Below are 20218 nucleotides of genomic sequence, written 5' to 3'. Positions count from 1 at the left end.
CAAGATCCAGCGACCGCTCGCGGGGCAAGCTCGCTCCCACGCCCCGCCACACGCTGGCGTGGGAGCGGGCTTGTCCCGCGATGAATGCCCAACTGGTAGACTGTCGATCCTGTAACCCTCTGCATACCTCCATGGCCTACAAACCCACCCCTGCCCGCCCTCCCGCCGACCTGCTGCGCAAGGCCCGGCCACTGCGCCTGCTGCTCAACCAGGCCGAGCGCCTGGAGCACCTGCAGCGCCTGCTGGAAAGCCAGCTGCAACCGGCCGCCCGCGAGCATTGCCACGTGGCGTCCTGGAAGGAAGGGGCCTTGTTGCTGGTGGTGACCGACGGGCACTGGGCAACGCGCCTGCGTTACCAGCAGAAGCGCCTGCAGCGCCAGTTGCAGGCCATGGAAGTCTTCGCCAACCTCAACCGCATCCAGTTCAAGGTGCAACCACCGCTGGTAGCAGCAAAACACCAAGGCCACGGGCCTGAACTGTCGGAATCTGCCGCAGACAGCATCCTTGGTTCGGCCGAGGGCATCAGCGATCCGAAGTTGCGCGCAGCGCTGGAGCGCCTGGCGGCGCATGCGCAGGGCAAAGCCTGATATACGACCACGTGGGAGCGGCGATGCGGCGACCCGACTTGCCCCGCGATAGCGTGCGCGGACCCATCGCGGGTCAAGCCCGCTCCCACGCGCCATCTTCTGGCTGCACTCCATAAAAAAGGCCACCCGAAGGTGGCCTCAATCACTAGAGAGAGTGTTCGAACTTACACGGCCGCAACAGGGCGCATGTACGAGATCGGTGCCGTGCTGGCATCTTCGAAAGTGACCACTTCCCAGGCGTCGGTTTCTGCGATCAGCTTGCGCAGCAGCTGGTTGTTCAGCGCGTGTCCGGACTTGTAGCCCTTGAACTCGCCGATCAGGCTGTTGCCCAGCAGGTAGAGGTCGCCGATGGCGTCGAGAATCTTGTGCTTGACGAATTCGTCATCGGAACGAAGGCCGTCTTCGTTGAGCACACCGGTCTCGTCGACCACGATGGCGTTTTCCACGCTGCCGCCCAGCGCAAGGTTGTGCTTGCGCAGGTACTCGATGTCACGCATGAAGCCGAACGTGCGGGCGCGACTGACTTCCTTCACGAACGAGGTGCTGGAGAAGTCGACGACCGCGCTCTGGGTCTGGCCCTTGAGGACCGGATGATCGAAGTCGATCTCGAAGCTCACCTTGAACCCGTCGAAGGGCAGGAAAGTGGCGCGCTTGTCGCCCTCTTCCACCGTCACTTCGCGCAGGATGCGGATGAACTTCTTCGGTGCGTCCTGTTCTTCCAGGCCGGCCGATTGAATCAGGAATACGAAGGGTCCGGCGCTGCCATCCATGATCGGCACTTCCGAGGCGGAGAGCTCGACGTAGGCGTTATCGATGCCCAGGCCCGCCATGGCGGAGAGCAGGTGCTCGACCGTATCGACTTTGACGTCACCGTTGACCAGCGTGGTGGACATGGTGGTCTCACCGACATTGGCCGCGCGCGCCGGGATCTCCACGACAGGCGAGAGATCGGCGCGACGGAAGACGATGCCGGTGTCGACAGGCGCAGGCTTGAGGGTCAGGTAGACCTTCTCCCCGGAGTGCAGGCCGACACCTGTGGCACGGATGGTATTCTTCAGGGTGCGTTGTCTAATCATGGCATTGGCCGCTTCAGCGCAAATTGCGAACAGGTATCAACAAAGGCTGGGGATGATAACAGACCCGGCCTTTGCTGAACACCAATCACCCTTATACCCCTGATAAATTCCATTAATCGGCCTGACGACGCAGGAACGCCGGGATATCCAGGTAGTCCAGGTCATCCTGAGGGTTGAGTTTAGCTGCCGCCGCGGCACCCGCATGGGCCTGGTTGCGCATCACGGTCGGACGCTCCAGGTCACGGTAGTTGACGGCCGACTGCTCCTGGCGGACCGGGGCCGGGTTGGAGGCTTCGTACGCCTGCTGCGCGGTCTGCAGGGTGTTGTCGACGACCTTGACCGGCTTCTCGATGCGCGCGCCCAGGCCAGTGGCGACCACGGTCACGTGCAGTTCGTCGCGCATGTCCGGATCGATCACGGTGCCGACCTTGACCATCGCGTGGTCGGAGGCGAAGGCTTCGATGATGCTACCCACGTCGGAGTACTCGCCCAGCGACAGGTCGGGGCCTGCGGTGATGTTCACCAGGATGCCGCGGGCGCCCTGCAGGTTGACGTCTTCGAGCAGCGGGTTGCGAATCGCCGCCTCGGTGGCTTCGCGGGCACGGTTCGGGCCGCTGGCGCAACCGGTACCCATCATCGCCATGCCCATCTCGCCCATCACGGTGCGCACGTCGGCGAAGTCGACGTTGATCATGCCCGGACGCTTGATGATGTCGGAGATACCGCGCACGGCACCGGCCAGCACGTCGTCGGCCTTGGCGAAGGCGGACAGCAGGCTGGCATCCTTGCCCAGGATGGTCAGCAGCTTCTCGTTGGGGATGGTGATCAGCGAGTCGACGCTTTCAGCCAGCATGCGGATGCCTTCGTCGGCGATCTGCATGCGCTTGCGGCCTTCGAACGGGAACGGACGGGTCACCACCGCGACGGTGAGGATGCCCATTTCCTTGGCCACTTCGGCGATGATCGGCGCCGCGCCGGTACCGGTGCCGCCGCCCATGCCGGTGGTGATGAACACCATGTTGGTGCCCTGCAGCACCTCGGCGATGCGCTCACGGTCTTCCAGCGCGGCCTGACGACCGACTTCCGGATTGGCGCCGGCACCCAGGCCCTTGGTCACGCCAGTGCCCAGTTGCAGGATGGTGCGTGCGCCGATGTTTTTCAGCGCCTGAGCATCAGTGTTGGCGCAGATGAATTCCACGCCCTCGATGCTGCTCTTGACCATGTGGTTGACGGCGTTGCCGCCGCCACCGCCGACACCGATCACTTTGATGACCGGGCTTTGCGGGACGTTGTCTACGAGCTCGAACATTTTCCCTCTCCTTACAGTTCTCTAGTTGTCGCGCCTACCACTACTGCTTTGAAACTTAGAAGTTGCTCTGGACCCAACGCTTGAGTCGTTCAAGCACAGGGCCCTTCGGTTCATCGCCATAGCTGTTGTTGCTGCTGTTGCTGTTGCTGATACCGGTCAGGGACGGGTCCTCGGACTGCTTCTGCAGGCCATAGGTGAGCAGGCCCACACCGGTGGAGTAGATCGGGTTGCGCACCACGTCGCTCAGCCCCCGAACGCTGTGCGGCACGCCCAGGCGTACCGGCATGTGGAAGATTTCCTCGGCCAGTTCCACGGCGCCTTCCATCTTCGCGGTGCCGCCGGTGAGCACGATGCCGGCTGGCACCAGGTCCTCGAAGCCGCTGCGGCGCAGCTCGGCCTGGATCAGGGTGAACAGCTCGTCGTAACGCGGCTCCACCACCTCGGCCAGGGCCTGGCGCGACAGCTCGCGCGGCGGACGATCGCCGACGCTCGGCACCTTGATGGTCTCGCCGGCGCCGGCCAGCTTGGCCAGGGCGCAGGCGTAGCGGATCTTGATTTCCTCGGCGTACTGCGTGGGCGTGCGCAGGGCCATGGCGATGTCGTTGGTGACCTGGTCGCCAGCGATCGGGATCACCGCGGTGTGACGGATCGCGCCTTCGGTGAAGATGGCGATGTCGGTGGTGCCGCCGCCGATGTCCACCAGGCACACGCCCAGCTCTTTCTCGTCGTCGGTCAGCACCGAGTAGGCCGAGGCCAGCTGCTCGAGGATGATGTCGTCGATTTCCAGGCCGCAGCGGCGCACGCACTTCTCGATGTTCTGCGCGGCGTTGACCGCGCAGGTGACCACGTGAACCTTGGCTTCCAGGCGCACGCCCGACATGCCCAGGGGCTCGCGCACGCCTTCCTGGTTATCGATCACGTAGTCCTGCGGCAGGGTGTGCAGCACGCGCTGGTCAGCCGGAATGGCCACGGCCTGGGCGGCGTCGAGCACGCGCTCGAGGTCGGCGGTGCTGACCTCGCGGTCGCGGATGGCGACGATGCCGTGGGAGTTCAGGCTGCGAATGTGATTGCCGGCCACGCCGACGAACGCCGAGTGGATACGGCAGCCAGCCATCAGCTGGGCCTCTTCGACGGCGCGCTGGATCGACTGCACGGTCGACTCGATGTTCACCACCACGCCCTTCTTCAGGCCGCGCGAAGGGTGGGTGCCGATGCCCACGATCTCCAGGGTACCGTCCTCGCCGACCTCACCCACCAGCGCCACCACCTTGGAGGTGCCGATGTCCAGCCCGACGATCATTTTGCCGCTATGCGCGTTTGCCATGGTCCTGCCTCTCTCTAATTCTTCGCAACGGCGGGTTGGGCCGTCGTCGGTGCATTCGGTTCCCGCCAACCAACGGCAAGTCCGTTGGAATAACGCAGATCGATGCGGGCGATATTGGTGATCTGGTCTTTAAGCGATTTGTCGTAAATGGCAATGAAACGGCGCATCTTCTCCACCAGGTGGTCGCGCCCCAGCAGCAGCTCGACGCCTGGGCCGGCGCTACCCGCGCCGGTGGTCAGGAACCAGCTGCCTCGCTCGCGCAGCTCCAGGCGAGCGATGGAAAAGCCCATGGGGCGCAGCATCTGGCTCAATACCTGATACTGCTGCATGACTTGTTGCTGAGCGCGCTGCGGCCCGAACAGCTGCGGCAGGTGCTCGTAGTTGGCCAGCTCGCGCGGGGTGAAGGCCTGGCCCTGGTTGTTGAGCAAGGCCTCGTCACCCCAGCGTGCCACCGGCAACTGTTCTTCCAGGCGGATCACTACCTCGTCCGGCCACACCCGGCGCACCTCGGCATGGGCGATCCAGGGCATCTGCTCCAGTTCCACACGCATCGCCGCCAGGTCGACGGTGAAGAAGCTCGCCGCCACATAGGGCGCGATCCGCTGCTGTACCGACTGCTGGCTGATGTAACTCAGGTCACCCTGCACGTCGATCTTGGTGATCGGCCGGTCGGCGTAGGGCATCAGGCGGATGGCGCCCTCGTAGGCGCCAAAGCCCGCGGCGACCAGCAGCACCGGCCACAACAGGCGCTTGAGACCGCCGAAGCTTGGTCGTGGCAGGCGCGCCGATACGGGCTCGTCGGCCACCAGTCGGCTGGCACCACGCGGCACCGGCTTGCTGCGGCCGGTAACGGGTGGTTGCTGACGTATCATCGCGCCTTGCATGGCTGGTTAACCTCGCTTCGCTACGCTGTCGGCCAGGATCGCCAGCACCAGTTGCTGGAAATCCAGGCCGGCGGCGCGGGCCGCCATGGGCACCAGGCTATGGTCGGTCATGCCCGGTGCGGTGTTGACTTCGAGCAGCCAGAACCGGCCTTGCTCGTCCTGCATCACGTCCAGCCGGCCCCAGCCCTCGATGCCAACGGCATCGCAGGCGCGCGCGGTCAGGTCGATCAGCTCTTGCTCCTTGGCACTGTCCAGGCCGCACGGGATGCGGTACTGGGTGTCATTGGCGATGTACTTGGCGTCGTAGTCGTAGAACACGTGCGGGGTGCCCAGCGCGATCGGCGGCAGCACCTGGCCGCGCAGCACAGCGATGGTGAACTCCGGACCGTGGATCCACTGCTCGACCAGCACCTGAGAGTCATACTTGGCGGCGTCCTTCCAGGCGGCGACCAGCTCTTGCTCGCTGTTCACCTTGGCCATGCCGATGCTGGAGCCTTCATGGGCCGGCTTGACGATCAGCGGGAAGCCCAGCTCCGCGCTGGCGGCAACGCAGTCCTGCTCGCTGGCCAGTACCGCGTGACGCGGCGTCGGGATGCCCAGGCTCTGCCACACCTGCTTGGTGCGCAGCTTGTCCATGGCCAGCGCCGAGGCGAGGATGCCGCTGCCGGTGTAAGGGATGCCCAGGCACTCGAGCAGGCCCTGCATGCTGCCGTCCTCACCGCCACGACCGTGGAGGATGATGAAGGCGCGGTCGATCTTCTCGCGCTGCAGGCGGGCCAGCAGGTCGTCGCCGACATCGATGGCGACCACGTCGACACCGGCGCTGGTCAGCGCCTCGATCACGGCCTTGCCCGACTTGAGCGAAACTTCACGTTCGGCGCTCTTGCCGCCGTAGAGCACGGCGACGCGGCCGAAGGCCTTGACGTCGAGGGTGGAATGCAGCGTGTCGTAGGCGCTGGTCATTTCGACTTCTCCTGCTTGGCGCCAGCGAACAGCGGGCTCTTCATCAGTTGCGGAGCCAGGCCGCCGACATCGCCGGCACCCTGGCAGATCAGGATGTCGCCGGCGCGCAGCAGCGGCTTGACCAACGGCGCGAGTTCGGCGCCGCGCTCGATGTAGATCGGATCGAGCTTGCCGCGCTGGCGAATGCTGTGGCACAGCTGGCGGCTGTCGGCGCCGGGGATCGGCTCTTCGCCGGCCGGGTAGACCTCCATCAGCAGCAGCACGTTGGCATCGCCCAGCACCTGCACGAAATCGTCGTACAGGTCGCGGGTGCGGCTATAGCGGTGCGGCTGGTAGACGATCACCAGACGCCGGCTCGGCCAGCCGCCACGCACGGCCTTGATCACCGCGGCGACCTCGGTCGGGTGGTGGCCGTAGTCGTCGACCAGCATCACGCTGCCGCCGTCGACCGGCAGTTCGCCGTATACCTGGAAGCGTCGACCGACGCCCTGGAAGCCAGACAGCCCCTGGACGATGGCTTCGTCGCTGATGCCTTCGTCGGTGGCGATGGCGATGGTGGCCAGGGCATTGAGCACGTTGTGGTTGCCCGGCATGTTCACCGACACTTCCAGCGGCTCGCAGTCACGGCGCAGCACGGTGAAGTGGGTCTGCATGCCCTGCTGGCGCACGTTGATGGCGCGGATGTCGGCCTCTTCGCTGAAACCGTAGGTGACGGTCGGACGCTTGACCTGCGGCAGGATCTCGCGCACCACCGGATCGTCCAGGCACATCACGGCCAGGCCGTAGAACGGCAGGTTGTGCAGGAACTCGACGAAGGTCTTCTTCAGCTTGTTGAAGTCGCCTTCGTAGGTCGCCATGTGGTCGGCGTCGATATTGGTGACCACGGCCACCATCGGCTGCAGGTGCAGGAAGCTGGCGTCGCTCTCGTCGGCCTCGGCGATCAGGTAGCGGCTGGTGCCCAGCTGCGCGTTGGTGCCGGCCGCGGTCAGGCGCCCGCCGATGACGAAGGTCGGGTCCAGGCCACCGGCGGCGAACACCGAGGCCAGCAGGCTGGTGGTGGTGGTCTTGCCGTGGGTACCGGCCACCGCCACGCCGTGGCGGTAGCGCATCAGCTCGGCGAGCATCTCGGCGCGCGGCACGACGGGAATACGGCGCTCCAGGGCGGTGGCGACTTCCGGGTTGGCCGGATTGATCGCGCTGGACACCACCAGCACGTCGGCATTGGCGGCGTTCTCGGCGCGATGGCCGACGAAGATCTCGGCGCCGAACGACTCCAGGCGCTCGGTGACCGGCGAAACCTTGAGGTCGGAACCGGACACTTCATAGCCCAGGTTCAGCAGCACCTCGGCGATGCCGCACATGCCCACGCCGCCGATGCCGACGAAGTGGATACGACGGATACGGCCCATCTTCGGCTGGGGCATGGCTTTCTGGCTCTCAACCATGGGCCACCTCCAGGCAGATATCGACCACGGTGCTGGTTGCGGCAGGCTTGGCCAGGCGACGCGCGGTGCCGGCCATGGTGTTGAGTTTCTCGGGTTGCATCAGCACCTCGTTCAGGCGTTCAGCGAGCTGCGCTGCGCCAGTTGTCGCTTGTGGCATCAGGAAGGCGGCGCCTTCACGAGCCAGGTATTGGGCGTTGTGGGTCTGGTGGTCGTCGATGGCATGGGGCAACGGCACCAGCATCGAGGGCAGGCCCGCCGCCGCGAGTTCGCTGACGGTCAGGGCGCCGGCCCGGCACACCACCATATCGGCCCAGCCATAGGCATGGGCCATGTCCTTGATGAACGGTTCGACCTGGGCCTCGACCCCCGCCTCGCGATAACGCTCGGCGGTGACCGGACCATGGTTTTTCCCAGCCTGGTGGAACACCTCGGGACGCAGGTTTTCCGGCACCTCGGACAGGGCCTTAGGCAACAATTTGTTCAATGGTTCCGCACCCAGGCTGCCACCCATCACCAGCAGGCGCGCACGACGCTCGGCGAGCGGCGCGCGCCGGGCGTCCATGAACAGCTCCGGGCGCACCGGATTGCCGGTGGTGCGCAGCTTGTCGCTGGCCGCGAAGGTGTCCGGGAAGGCCTCGCAGACCCGCGCCGCCATCGGCAGCAACAAGCGATTGGTGGTACCGGCGCGGGCGTTCTGTTCGTGGATCACCAGCGGCACGCCGCACAGCCGCGCGGCGACGCCGCCGGGGCCGGTGACGTAACCGCCGAAACCGACCACGCAGACCGGCTTGAGCTCGCGGATGATCCGCCGCGCCTGCAGCACGGCCTTGACCAGCGTGAATGGCGCCTTGAGCAGCGACAGCTTGCCCTTGCCGCGCAAGCCGGTGACCTGGATCAGGTGCAGCGGCAGGCCGGCCTGGGGCACCAGCTCGTTCTCGATGCCACGCGGGGTGCCCAGCCAGTGCACGCTGTAGCCACGGGCCTGGAATTCGCGGGCACAGGCCAGCGCCGGGAACACGTGGCCACCGGTACCGCCGGCCATGATCAGGACGTTCTTGCCGTCAGCGGCCATGACTGGTCTCCTCGGCAAAATCGCTTTCCTTGAATTCGTGCTCTTCGCTGCCCAGGTGCGTGCGACTCTCCCATTCGATGCGCAGCAGCAGCCCCACGCAGGCGCAGCAGATCACCAGCGAGCTGCCTCCGTAGCTGAGGAACGGCAAGGTCAGGCCCTTGGTCGGCAGCAGGCCGACGTTCACGCCGATGTTGATCAGGAACTGGCCGATCCACAGGAACGCCAGGCCAAAGGCCATGTAGGCGGCGAAGAACTGCTTGGCCTTCTCGGCCCACAGGCCGATGTACAGGGCGCGCACGGTGATGAAGACGAACAGCGCGATGGTCAGCAGCGAGCCGACCACGCCGAGCTCTTCGGCCAGCACCGAGAACACGAAGTCGGTATGCGCTTCGGGCAGGTAGAACTGCTTCTGCACGCTGTTGCCCAGGCCCACGCCCAGCCATTCGCCGCGACCGAAAGCGATCAGCGCCTGGGTCAGCTGGTAGCCGGAACCGAACTGGTCGGACCATGGGTCGGTGAAGGTGATCAGTCGCGCCATCCGGTAAGGCTGCGCCTGGACCAGGACGACCACCGAAACCACCGCCAGCACCACCATCAGCGAGAATCGGAACAAGCCGACCCCACCGAGGAACAGCATGGCCGCCGCCGCCCCCATCATCACCACCGTGGCGCCGAAGTCGGGCTCCATCAGCAGCAGGCCGGCCATCGGCAACAGCACGATGAACGGCTTGAAGAAGCCCATCCAGCTTTCGCGCACTTCGGTCTGCCGGCGCACCAGGTAGCCTGCCAGGTAGATGACCACGAAGACCTTGGCGATTTCCGATGGCTGGACGTTGAAGAAGCTGAAGCCGATCCAGCGCATCGAACCGTTCACTTCGCGACCGATACCTGGCACCAGCACCAGCACCAGCAGGCCGAAGGCGCCGAGCAGCATCATGAAGCCCATGCGCTGCCAGGTGGCGATCGGCACCAGCATGGTCATCAACCCGGCGCCGAGGCCAAGGGCGACGTACACCAGGTGGCGGAACATGTGATAGAGCGGGTTGCCCGACTGCACCGCGGCCACTTCCGAGGAGGCCGAGGTGATCATCACCAGGCCCAGGCCGAGCAGCGCCAGGCAGCCCGCCAGCAAGGGGAAGTCGAGGTCGATGCCACGGCCGCTGATCAGCGGCGACGGGTACGGCTTGAGGATGCCGAAGATCATGCCAGCCCCTCCGCCGCCTGGGCGAACAGGCGCCCGCGTTCTTCAAAGTTCTTGAACATGTCGAGGCTGGCGCAGGCAGGCGAGAGCAGGACCGCGTCACCCGGCTGGGCCAGTTCGGCGCAACGCTGCACGGCCTCGTCGAGGGTCTGCACGCGGACCAGTTGCACAGTGTCCTTCAGGGTGTCGGCCAGGCGTTCGGCATCGCGGCCGATCAGCACCACCGCGCGGCAATGCTGCGCCACCGGTGCGCGCAGGGCGGCAAAATCGGCGCCCTTGCCATCGCCACCGGCGATCAGCACCAGCTTGCCTTCGATATCAGCGCCCAGGCCTTCGATGGCAGCCAGTGCGGCGCCGACGTTGGTGGCCTTGGAATCGTCGTACCAGTTGACTCCATTGCGCTCGCGCACCCACTGGCAGCGATGGGCCAGGCCCTTGAATTCGCGCAGGGCATCGAGCATCGGCGCGAACGGCAGGCCGACAGCGTGACCGAGGGCCAGCGCGGCCAGGGCGTTGCCATGGTTGTGGGCGCCACGGATCTTCAGCTCGCGCACCGGCATGAGGGTCTGGAATTCGAACGCCAGGTACTTCTCGCCATCGACCTCGCGCAGGCCGAAGGCTTTGAAGTCGGGCGCGTTGAGCCCGAAGCTCCAGCTCGGACGGCCTTCGACCGGCAGCGGACGGCTCAGGGCATCCTGGCGATTGACCACCACCTGGCGGGCGCCGCGGAAGATCCGGTGCTTGGCCAGGTGATAGGCCGGCAGGCCGCTGTAGCGGTCCATGTGGTCTTCGCTGATGTTCAGCACGGTGGCCACTTCGGCGTTGAGCTGGTCGGTGGTTTCCAGCTGGAAGCTCGACAGCTCCAGCACGTACAGCTCGACGTCGTCGGCCAGCAGGTCGAGGGCCGGGGTGCCGAGGTTGCCACCGACCGCCACACGTTTGCCTGCCTTGGCGGCCATCTCGCCGACCAGGGTGGTGACGGTGCTCTTGGCATTCGAGCCGCTGATGGCGACGATCGGCGCCTTGGCGTAGCGGGCGAACAGCTCGATGTCGCCGGACAGCTTCACGCCGCGCGCGGCGGCCTGCTGCAGGGCCGGCGTGGCCAGGGCCAGGCCGGGGCTGACGTACAGCTCGTTGGCCCGGCACAGGAAGTCCACGTCCAGCTCGCCACAGCGCACTTCCACCTGCGGGTATTCACGGCGCAGGGTGTCCAGTTCCGGCGGTTGCTCGCGGGTGTCGGCGACCGCAAAGGCAATGCCCCGGCTCGCCAGGAAGCGAACCAGGGACATGCCGCTCTTGCCGAGGCCGACAACGATGCGGAATTGGTCGGAAGCGATCAGTGACACGCTCGTTTACCTCAGTTTCAGGGTGGCAAGGCCAATCAGCACCAGAATCACGGTGATGATCCAGAAGCGGACGATCACCCGTGGCTCGGGCCAACCCTTGAGTTCAAAGTGGTGGTGGATCGGCGCCATGCGGAACACGCGCTTGCCGGTGAGCTTGAACGAAGCCACCTGGATGACCACCGACAGGGTTTCCATCACGAACACGCCGCCCATGATGAACAGGACGATCTCCTGGCGAACGATGACCGCGATGGTGCCCAGCGCCGCGCCCAGCGCCAGGGCGCCGACGTCGCCCATGAATACCTGGGCCGGGTAGGTGTTGAACCACAGGAAGCCCAGGCCCGCGCCGATCAGCGCGCCGCAGAACACGATCAGCTCGCCGGCGCCCGGCACGTACGGGATCAGCAGGTATTCGGCAAACTTCACGTTGCCCGACAGGTAGCAGAAGATGCCCAGGGCACCGCCGACCATCACCGTCGGCATGATCGCCAGGCCATCGAGGCCGTCGGTCAGGTTGACCGCGTTGCTCGAGCCGACGATGACGAAATAGGTGAGCACGATGAACCCGGCGCCCAGCGGAATGGCCAGGTCCTTGAGCATCGGGATGATCAGCGTGGTCTCGACGCTGGTCGGCGCGGTCTTGTACAGGAAGATCGCCGCCGCCAGGCCGAATACCGACTGCCAGAAATACTTCCAGCGGCTTGGCAGCCCACGGGAGTTCTTTTCGATCACCTTGCGATAGTCGTCGACCCAGCCGATGGCGCCGAACGCCAGGGTGACGACCAGCACCACCCACACGTAGCGGTTGCTCAGATCGGCCCACAGCAGGGTGCTGATGGCGATGGCGGACAGGATCAGCGCGCCACCCATGGTCGGGGTGCCGGACTTGGACAGGTGCGATTGCGGGCCGTCGTTGCGCACGGCCTGACCGATCTGGCGGATCTGCAGGGTACGGATCATCCACGGGCCCAACCACAGGGCCAGGGACAGCGCGGTCAGCACACCCAGGATCCCGCGCAGGGACAGGTACTGGAAGACCGCGAAGCCCTTGTGGAACTGTTGCAGATACTCAGCCAACAGCAGCAGCATTAATGTTTCTCCCCGCTGGCACCGCACAATGCCGCCACGACGTTTTCCATCGCAGCGCTGCGCGAGCCCTTGATCAAGATAGTGGTATCGCTGGAACCTTCGGCGCCAACGGCAGCGATAAGCTCAGCTTGAGTAGCGAAATGGCGGCCATTGGCACCGAACGCCGTAACTGCATGGACCATGTTGCTGCCCACCGCATACAGCGCGTCGACCTTACCGCGTGCGTATTCGCCCACCTGGCGATGGCCTTCCTCGGCCCATTGCCCCAGTTCGCCGATATCCCCGAGCACCAGGACGGTGCGTCCGGAAAAGCCGGCGAGTATATCAATGGCGGCGCACATCGAGGTGGGATTTGCGTTGTAGCTGTCGTCGATGACCCGCACGCCGTTCGGCGCGATCTGGGCCACGGTGCGGCCCTTGACCGGTTGCACGGCGCCGAGACCCGCGGCGATGCCGCTCAGGCTCAGACCAACGGCATAAGCGGCGGCCGCGGCGGCCAGGGCGTTGCTGACGTTATGGGTGCCGAGCAGATTCAGCTGTACCGGGACGCTGCCGTCCGGCCCATGCAGGGTGAACGACGGGCAGCCACGAGCATCGCGACCGATATCGCTGGCGTAGAAGTCCGCCTGCGGGTTGTCCAGGGCGAAGCTGAGGACACGGTGCTTGCCGGCACGCTTGCGCCAGATGTCGAACGCCTTGTCGGCCAGGTTGAGGATGGCCGTGCCGCCCTCGCCCAGGCCCTCGAGGATCTCGCCCTTGGCTTCGACGATCTTCTCCGGACCACCGAACTCGCCCACATGGGCGGTGCCGGCGTTGTTGATGATGACTACCTGTGGCTGGGTCAGACCGACGGTGTAGCGGATCTCGCCGATGCGCGAGGCGCCCAGCTCGATCACTGCGGCACTGTGCTCCGGGGCAATCTCCAGCAGGGTCAACGGCGCGCCGAGGTCGTTGTTCAGGTTGCCGCGGGTGGCATGCACCGGGCCGCGGGTGCGCAGGATCGCGGCGAGCATTTCCTTGACCGTGGTCTTGCCGCTGGAACCGGTGATGGCGACCACCGGCTTATCGAAGTACCCCCGGTTGAGCGCACCCAACTGGCCGAGGGCGACGCGGCAGTCGGCGACCAGCAACTGAGGCAGGTCGACGTCGGCGACCTCGCGTTCGACCAGGGCGGCGACGGCGCCCTTGGCCTGCACGTCGGCCAGGTAGTCGTGGCCATCGAAGCGCGGCCCGGTCAGGGCGACGAACAGCTGGCCGGCACCGACCGTGCGGCTGTCGATGCTGACACCGGTGAAGCTGGCGTCGGCACCGACCTGACGGGCATTCAGTGCCGTGGTCAGCTGGCTGAGTGTCATGGGCTTAAGCATGCGGAGCCTCCCAGGCTGCAAGTGCCTTGTCGGCTTCGACCAGGTCGGAGAAGTCATGGCGTTCGCCATTGATCTCCTGGTAATCCTCGTGTCCCTTGCCAGCCAGGACGATCACGTCGTCGGCACTGGCACTGGCGATCAGCTGGGCAATGGCCGCGCCACGGCCAGCGACGAACGCGACGGCAGCGGGCCGGGCGAAACCGGGGCGAATATCGTCGAAGATCCGCAGGGGGTCTTCGGTACGCGGGTTGTCGTCGGTAACCAGCACACGGTCGGCCAGGCGCTCGGCCACTTCGGCCATCAGCGGGCGCTTGCCGGCATCACGATCGCCACCGCAGCCGAACAGGCACAGCAGCTTGCCGTGAGCGTGCGGACGCAGGGCTTCGAGTACTTTTTCCAGGGCATCCGGGGTGTGGGCATAGTCGACCACCACCAACGGCTTGTCACCGCCGCCCAGGCGCTGCATGCGGCCGACCGGCCCATGCAGTTGCGCGGTGACCTTGAGAATTTCGTCCAGCGGGTAATCCAGCGCCATCAGCGTGGCTACCGCCGCCAGCATGTTGCTCAGATTGAAACGCCCCAGCAGGCGGCTGCGCAGGACATGCTCGCCCTGTGGGGTGACGATCACGGCGCGCACGCCATCATCGTTGAAGACAGCCTCTTTGCAGAACAGTGTCGCCGCCGAATCCTGCAGGCTGTAGCTGATCAGGCGCGACGTGGCAGGCGCTTCTGCCAGGCGACGCCCAAAGTCATCATCCAGGTTGACCACCCGGGCACGCAGGCTCGACCAGGCGAACAGCTTGGCCTTGGCCGCCTCGTAGGCCTCCATGCTGCCGTGGTAGTCCAGGTGGTCGCGGGACAGGTTGGTCATCACCGCGATATCGAAGTCCAGCGCGGCGACCCGGCCCTGTTCGAGCGCATGGGAGGAAACCTCCATGGCCACGGCCTTGGCCCCGCCCTTCTTCAGGTCGTTCAGGGTCGATTGCACGGCGATCGGGTCCGGCGTGGTCAGACGGCCGCTCTGCAGCTCGCCATAAAAGCCGGTGCCGAGGGTACCGATCAGGCCACAGCGCTTGCCCAGGGCATCGAGGGCCTGGGCCAGCAGTTGCGTCACGCTGGTCTTGCCGTTGGTGCCGGTCACCCCGACCAGGTCGAGCTGGCGGCTCGGCTCGCCGTAGAAGCGCCCGGCAATCTGCGACAGCTGGCCGATCAGGCCCTTGACTGGAATCAGCGGCGCATCGGTGATCGGCAGCACGCTGGCGCCCTGCTCTTCGTAGGCGACAGCGGCGGCGCCACGGGCCAGGGCGTCGGCGATATGGTCACGACCATCGACCTTGGCCCCCGGCACGGCCAGGAACAGGTCGCCCGGGCGCACGGCGCGACTGTCCAGGGTCAGCTCGCGGATCAGCGGATCGCGACTGGCATGGGCGAACAGCTTGCTCAATGGCATCGTCATCAACCTCGCCCTCCCTTGGCGGGTACTGCGCTGGCTTGCTGCGTCGAAGGCGCAGGCAGGTTGTCCGGCGGCACATTCATCAGGCGCAGGGTGCCCGACATCACTTTGCTGAATACAGGGGCCGAGACCAGGCCACCGAAGTAACCGCCCTTGCTGGGCTCGTCGATGACCACGACGATGGCGTAGCGCGGATCGCTCATCGGCCCGAAGCCGGCGAACAGCGAACGGTAGGCGTTCTCGGTGTAGCCCTTGGAGCCGACGGTGGCTTTACGCGCCGTACCGGACTTGCCGCCCACGTGATAGAACGGCACCTGGGCACGGAACACGCCGCGCGGCGCCTCGATCACCTGCTGCAGCATGCCCTGCACGGTCTCGGCGGTTTCCTTGGGAATGGCCTGCACGGCTTCTGGCGCCTTGTCGACCTTGAGAATCGACAGCGGCACCATCTTGCCGTCGTTGGCGATCGCGGCGTAGGCATGCACCAGCTGCAGGGCGGTGACGGAGACGCCATAGCCGTACGACAGGGTCGCGGTCTCGGCCTTGCGCCACTCACGGTGGTTGGGCAGGTTGCCGACGCGCTCGCCCGGGAAGCCGAGACCGGTGTACTGGCCCAGGCCAACCTGGGACATCACCCGGTAGATGGCCTCGCCACCGATATCGAAGGCGATCTTGCTCATGCCGACGTTGGACGAGTTGATCAGGATGCCGGTCAGGTCGAGGATCGGGCCCTCGCTGCGCGACACGTCCTTGATGGTGTAGCGGCCAATTTGCAGGCTGCCCGGATACACCTCGACCTTGTCGGTGACCTTCCAGCGGCCACTCTGCAAGGCGGCGCTCATGGAAATCGGCTTGACCGTCGAGCCCGGCTCGAACACGTCGATGATCGCCCGGTTGCGCATCGCGGCCGGGAACATGCTGCGGCGGTTGTTGGGGTTGTAGGTCGGCTGGTTGACCATGGCCAGGACTTCACCGGTCTTGACGTCCATGATCACCAGGCTGCCAGCCTTGGCGTCCTGCTCGGCGATGGCGTTGCGCAGCTCGCGGGTCGCCAGGTACTGCAGGCGCAGGTCTATCGACAACGCCAAGGTCTTGCCGGCCTTGGCGTTCTTGGTCACCTGGATGTCCTTGATCAGCCGGCCACGCCGGTCCTTGATCACCTGTCGCTTGCCGGGCACCCCGGCGAGCCATTCGTCGTAGGCGAGCTCGACGCCTTCACGACCATGGTCGTCCAGGTCGGTGAAGCCGACCATGTGCGCGGTGACGTCGCCAGCCGGATAGAAGCGGCGGAACTCCTCCAGGCCATAGACGCCCGGGACCTTCAGGTCCAGCACGTGCTGACCCTGCTCGGGCGTCAGGCCACGGACCAGATAGATGAATTCCTTGCTGGCCTGCTGGGTGAGCCGCTCGGTCAACTGCTGGGCGTTCTGCCCGAGCGCCGCGGCCAGCTGCGGCCAGCGCTCCTTCGACGCCTGCATTTCCTTGGGGTTGGCCCACAGGGTGGTGACCGGCGTGCTGACGGCCAGCGGCTCGCCGTTGCGATCAGTGATCAGGCCACGGTGCGCGGGAATGGGAATGTGGCGCAGGCTACGGGCGTCGCCCTGCCCCTTGAGGAAGTCACGGTCGACCACCTGCAGGTCGATGATGCGCCAGCAGATGGCGCCGACCATCAGCGCCAGCAAGCCGATCACCACCCGGAACCGCCAGGGGTAGAGTGCGCCCTCGAGCTTCATCATGGCGCCACCATCCGCACTTCGTCAGCGGCCGGCACGCGCATCTTGAGCTGTTCGGAAGCCAGGCTCTCGATACGACTGGAGGCGGTCCAGGTGCTTTGCTCGAGAATCAGCCGCCCCCACTCGGCCTGGGCCTTGTCGCGCTCGCTCAGCTCGCCGTACAAGGTGTTGAGCAACTGGCGGTTCCAGTGGGCGCTGTAGGACACGGCGATTGCCGAAATCAGCACACCCACGAACAGCAGAAGCATCAGGAAGCTTCCGCCTGGCAAAGGTTTGGCGAACAGCCGGCTCACCGCAACTTCTCCGCCACCCGCATCACGGCGCTGCGCGCCCGCGGGTTGGCCTTGAGCTCGGCTTCGGAAGCGAACTGCGCCTTGCCGATGAGCTTGATCTTCGGCTCGAAGACCTTGTGCTGCACCGGCAGATTGCGCGGCAGGTTATCCTGCTCGCCCTTGGCCAGCTTGCGCATGAACAGTTTGACGATGCGGTCTTCGAGAGAGTGGAAGCTGATCACCGCCAGGCGACCGCCGACCTCCAGGGCATCGATCGCAGCCTCGAGGCCGGTCTCCAGATCACCCAGTTCGTTGTTGACGTGAATGCGCAGCCCCTGGAACGCGCGGGTGGCCGGGTTCTTGCCCTTTTCCCAGGCCGGGTTGGCGACCTTGAGCACTTCGGCCAGATCGCCGGTGCGGGTGAACGGCTGCTGCTCGCGACGCAGCACCACCGCGCGGGCCATGCGCTTGGCAAAGCGCTCTTCGCCGTATTCCTTGAAGACACGGGCGATCTCTTCTTCCGCCGCCGTGGCGATGAACTCGGCGGCACTGATGCCCTGGTCCGGGTTCATGCGCATGTCCAGCGGCCCGTCGTTCAGGAAACTGAAACCACGCTCCGGGTCGTCCAACTGCGGCGAGGACACGCCAAGGTCGAGCAGGATACCGCTGACCTTGCCATCGAGACCACGTTCGGCAACTTCCGCGCCCAGCTCGGCAAAGCTGCGCTGCACAATGACAAAGCGGCCGTCTTCGGCCGCCAGCGCTTGCCCGGTGGCAATCGCCTGTGGATCTTTGTCGAATCCCAGCAGCCGCCCTTGCGGCCCGAGCTTGCTGAGAATGAGGCGACTGTGGCCGCCACGCCCGAAGGTGCCGTCCAGATAGCAACCGTCGGCGCGCAGGGCCAATGCCTCGACAGCTTCGTCGAGCAGGACGGTGATGTGGTTGAAGCCGCTATCTATGGTCACAGGATCAGGTCACGCAAATCATCGGGCATGGCGCCCGGTTGTTGAATAGCTGCAAGGTCGGCCGCCGAAACCACGTTCCAGGCATCCTCATCCCACAGCTGGAATTTGTTCAGCTGCCCCACCAGCATCGCCTTCTTGTCGAGCTTGGCGTATTCGCGCAGGCGGGGCGGCACCAGGAAACGGCCACTGCCATCGAGCTCCAGATCAACCGCATTGCCGATCAGCAAACGCTGCAGGCGGCGGTTTTCCTCACGCAACGATGGCAAGGCACGCAACTTGGCTTCTATCTGTTCCCACTCGTCGAGGGGATAAACACACAAGCAGGGGTCAACGGCGTCGATGGTCACGATCAATTGACCATTGCAACGCGAATCGAGCTCGTCACGGTACCGGCTCGGCATGGCGAGACGGCCCTTGGCATCGAGACTGACGGCGTTGGCTCCGCGGAACACGGCTGCGTTTCCCCACAATGTTAGCTTTTTTGTGCCAGAAAACCCACTTCATCCCACTTTCTGCCACTTGCGCACACTATAGGAATCCGTCCGCCACACCGTCAAGGCACGTTCATAAGGAAATCCCTTACAGGACGGCGATTTAGCGCAACAAAGGAAGATGGAAGGATTAACAGAGAGGAAAAATGACGGAAAAAATCAAACACACTCAAGCGGATAGAGTGCCGAGTTAAAGTAATTTATTAAGAGTAAGAATTTTTCGGTATTACCAGGACACATCTGCTATCGATTCAAGCAGGGAGGGAAAAGGTGGAGAGTCGATCTGTAAGCCGGGTTTTGTCGAGGACAGTCATTCCTCTACGACGGCCATCACTGGACGCCTCTAGCAACCTACCCGGTTCCGACGCGGGCCACGCCGTATGGAACCCTATTTGGTCTTGCTCCGAGTGGGGTTTACCTAGCCACGGACTGTTGCCAGCCGTGCGGTGCGCTCTTACCGCACCTTTTCACCCTTACCGGCACCGAAGTGCTTAGGCGGTTGTTTTCTGTGGCACTTTCCGTAGGCTCGCGCCTCCCAGGCGTTACCTGGCACTCTGCCCTATGGAGCCCGGACTTTCCTCCCCCGCCTTTTGCGGAACAAAAGGTGGCAGCGACTGTCCGATCGACTCTCCGCCGACAAGGTTACCGGTAGCCGCGCTCAAGAACAAGCGAGACGGCACCAATATCACTACGCCATTAGTTGGATTTCTGCTTCTCCAGCGCCAGCTGATAGAGCAGGTTCTTGCGCACCCCCGTGATCTCGGCGGCCAGCGCCGCCGCTTTCTTCAGCGGCAGCTCGGCCAGCAGCAGATCGAGCACTCGCTGGGCCTCGGCACTGATCGCCTGCTCACCTTCCGGCGCGCTCCAGCCCGCCACCAGCACCACGCACTCGCCGCGCTGCTGGTTGCTGTCGCCCTGCACGAACCCGCGCAGCTCGGCCAGAGGCAGCCCTTTCAGGGTCTCGAAGGTCTTGGTGATCTCGCGAGCCAGCACTGCCGGACGCTCCCCCCCGAACACCAGCTCCATATCCTCCAGGCACTCCAGAATTCGGTGCGGCGCCTCATAGAAGATCAGTGTGCGTGGCTCTTCCTTCACCTGCTCCAGCCGCGCCCGGCGCCCTGCGGCCTTGGCCGGCAGGAAACCTTCGAAAATGAATCGGTCCGATGGCAGACCCGCCGCCGACAGCGCGGCGATCAACGCGCAGGCACCCGGCACCGGCACCACCTGCACGCCCGCCGCCCGCGCCTGGCGCACCAGGTGATAGCCCGGGTCGGAGATCAGTGGCGTGCCGGCGTCGGACACCAGCGCCACATCATCCCCCGCCAGCAACCGGGTGATGAAGCGCCCGCCCTCGTCGCGCTCGTTATGCTCATGGCAGGCCGCCAGCGGCGTGTCGATGCCGAAGTGCTGCAGCAGGCGCACCGAGTGCCGGGTATCTTCCGCGGCGATCAGGCTCGCGTCAGCGAGCACCTTGAGCGCCCGAGCGCTCATATCGTCGAGGTTGCCGATGGGCGTGGCGACGACATAAAGCTTGCCCAACGTGGATTTCGAAACCCCTGCAACATCAGTCACTGCGCGCACCTGCTTTCCGGATCAAAGGCCGCCATTGTAGCCCGAGCACCTGCAACAGGGCGCAAAGAA

Annotated in this window: 18 protein-coding genes and 1 other RNA gene; 1 reads left to right on the top strand and 18 read right to left on the bottom strand. The window is 65.1% G+C overall.

Annotated elements, in window-relative coordinates; genetic code table 11:
• The first annotated feature begins 131 nt into the window (after positions 1 to 131).
• The gene (locus ACYUME_RS05075) at positions 132 to 587 is read left to right on the top strand and encodes a DUF721 domain-containing protein (protein WP_460418231.1); all 456 of its coding nucleotides are present in this window, start codon (positions 132 to 134) and stop codon (positions 585 to 587) included.
• A gap of 164 nt (positions 588 to 751) precedes the next feature.
• On the opposite strand, the gene lpxC is transcribed toward ACYUME_RS05075, so the two are convergent.
• From lpxC to rsmI, 18 genes are all read right to left on the bottom strand, one after another.
• Positions 752 to 1663, bottom strand: a complete 912-nt coding sequence (gene lpxC / locus ACYUME_RS05070) for a UDP-3-O-acyl-N-acetylglucosamine deacetylase (protein ID WP_279807136.1) — start codon at positions 1661 to 1663, stop codon at positions 752 to 754.
• 112 nt (positions 1664 to 1775) lie between these two features.
• Complete coding sequence (gene ftsZ / locus ACYUME_RS05065) at positions 1776 to 2972, bottom strand: cell division protein FtsZ (RefSeq protein ID WP_016395521.1); 1197 nt, start codon at positions 2970 to 2972, stop codon at positions 1776 to 1778.
• Between the two features lie 55 nt (positions 2973 to 3027).
• Positions 3028 to 4296 (bottom strand): cell division protein FtsA, encoded by a 1269-nt coding sequence (gene ftsA, locus ACYUME_RS05060; RefSeq protein ID WP_028689735.1) that lies wholly within the window; start codon positions 4294 to 4296, stop codon positions 3028 to 3030.
• A gap of 14 nt (positions 4297 to 4310) precedes the next feature.
• Positions 4311 to 5180, bottom strand: a complete 870-nt coding sequence (locus tag ACYUME_RS05055) for a cell division protein FtsQ/DivIB (protein WP_110736708.1) — start codon at positions 5178 to 5180, stop codon at positions 4311 to 4313.
• A gap of 6 nt (positions 5181 to 5186) precedes the next feature.
• On the bottom strand, positions 5187 to 6143 hold the full coding sequence (locus ACYUME_RS05050; RefSeq protein WP_279887414.1) for a D-alanine--D-alanine ligase: 957 nt from the start codon (positions 6141 to 6143) through the stop codon (positions 5187 to 5189).
• The gene (gene murC / locus ACYUME_RS05045) at positions 6140 to 7588 is read right to left on the bottom strand and encodes a UDP-N-acetylmuramate--L-alanine ligase (RefSeq protein ID WP_279887415.1); all 1449 of its coding nucleotides are present in this window, start codon (positions 7586 to 7588) and stop codon (positions 6140 to 6142) included. The genes ACYUME_RS05050 and murC overlap by 4 nt, the downstream gene beginning before the upstream one ends.
• A complete protein-coding gene (murG, locus tag ACYUME_RS05040) occupies positions 7581 to 8660 on the bottom strand; it encodes an undecaprenyldiphospho-muramoylpentapeptide beta-N-acetylglucosaminyltransferase (protein ID WP_279887416.1) in 1080 nt (359 codons plus the stop codon). The genes murC and murG overlap by 8 nt, the downstream gene beginning before the upstream one ends.
• Entirely contained in the window at positions 8650 to 9864 is a 1215-nt protein-coding gene (gene ftsW, locus ACYUME_RS05035; RefSeq protein ID WP_460418230.1) for a putative lipid II flippase FtsW, read from the bottom strand. Before ftsW ends, murG begins: the two co-directional genes overlap by 11 nt.
• A complete protein-coding gene (gene murD, locus ACYUME_RS05030) occupies positions 9861 to 11207 on the bottom strand; it encodes a UDP-N-acetylmuramoyl-L-alanine--D-glutamate ligase (protein ID WP_460418229.1) in 1347 nt (448 codons plus the stop codon). The genes ftsW and murD overlap by 4 nt, the downstream gene beginning before the upstream one ends.
• Positions 11208 to 11213: 6 nt before the next feature.
• Complete coding sequence (mraY, locus tag ACYUME_RS05025; RefSeq protein ID WP_279887421.1) at positions 11214 to 12296, bottom strand: phospho-N-acetylmuramoyl-pentapeptide-transferase; 1083 nt, start codon at positions 12294 to 12296, stop codon at positions 11214 to 11216.
• On the bottom strand, positions 12296 to 13663 hold the full coding sequence (locus ACYUME_RS05020; RefSeq protein WP_460418228.1) for a UDP-N-acetylmuramoyl-tripeptide--D-alanyl-D-alanine ligase: 1368 nt from the start codon (positions 13661 to 13663) through the stop codon (positions 12296 to 12298). Before ACYUME_RS05020 ends, mraY begins: the two co-directional genes overlap by 1 nt.
• A complete protein-coding gene (locus tag ACYUME_RS05015; RefSeq protein ID WP_460418227.1) occupies positions 13656 to 15119 on the bottom strand; it encodes a UDP-N-acetylmuramoyl-L-alanyl-D-glutamate--2,6-diaminopimelate ligase in 1464 nt (487 codons plus the stop codon). The genes ACYUME_RS05020 and ACYUME_RS05015 overlap by 8 nt, the downstream gene beginning before the upstream one ends.
• Complete coding sequence (locus ACYUME_RS05010) at positions 15119 to 16849, bottom strand: peptidoglycan D,D-transpeptidase FtsI family protein (protein ID WP_279887433.1); 1731 nt, start codon at positions 16847 to 16849, stop codon at positions 15119 to 15121. Before ACYUME_RS05010 ends, ACYUME_RS05015 begins: the two co-directional genes overlap by 1 nt.
• The gene (ftsL, locus tag ACYUME_RS05005; RefSeq protein WP_279807145.1) at positions 16849 to 17142 is read right to left on the bottom strand and encodes a cell division protein FtsL; all 294 of its coding nucleotides are present in this window, start codon (positions 17140 to 17142) and stop codon (positions 16849 to 16851) included. Before ftsL ends, ACYUME_RS05010 begins: the two co-directional genes overlap by 1 nt.
• On the bottom strand, positions 17139 to 18086 hold the full coding sequence (gene rsmH, locus ACYUME_RS05000) for a 16S rRNA (cytosine(1402)-N(4))-methyltransferase RsmH (protein WP_460418226.1): 948 nt from the start codon (positions 18084 to 18086) through the stop codon (positions 17139 to 17141). The genes ftsL and rsmH overlap by 4 nt, the downstream gene beginning before the upstream one ends.
• Positions 18083 to 18538 carry a division/cell wall cluster transcriptional repressor MraZ gene (gene mraZ, locus ACYUME_RS04995; protein WP_016395508.1) on the bottom strand — a complete coding sequence of 152 codons (456 nt, stop codon included), beginning with the start codon at positions 18536 to 18538 and terminating at the stop codon, positions 18083 to 18085. Before mraZ ends, rsmH begins: the two co-directional genes overlap by 4 nt.
• 309 nt (positions 18539 to 18847) lie before the next feature.
• An RNA gene (gene rnpB / locus ACYUME_RS04990) (RNase P RNA component class A) lies at positions 18848 to 19207 on the bottom strand.
• A 66-nt stretch (positions 19208 to 19273) separates the two neighbouring features.
• Positions 19274 to 20068 (bottom strand): 16S rRNA (cytidine(1402)-2'-O)-methyltransferase, encoded by a 795-nt coding sequence (rsmI, locus tag ACYUME_RS04985; protein ID WP_460419289.1) that lies wholly within the window; start codon positions 20066 to 20068, stop codon positions 19274 to 19276.
• Positions 20069 to 20218: the final 150 nt, after the last annotated feature.

The sequence above is a fragment of the Pseudomonas sp. microsymbiont 2 genome (genome assembly GCF_054788395.1).
Note: the sequence above shows the minus strand (reverse complement) of the source record. Positions and strands in the feature narration are given on the sequence as shown.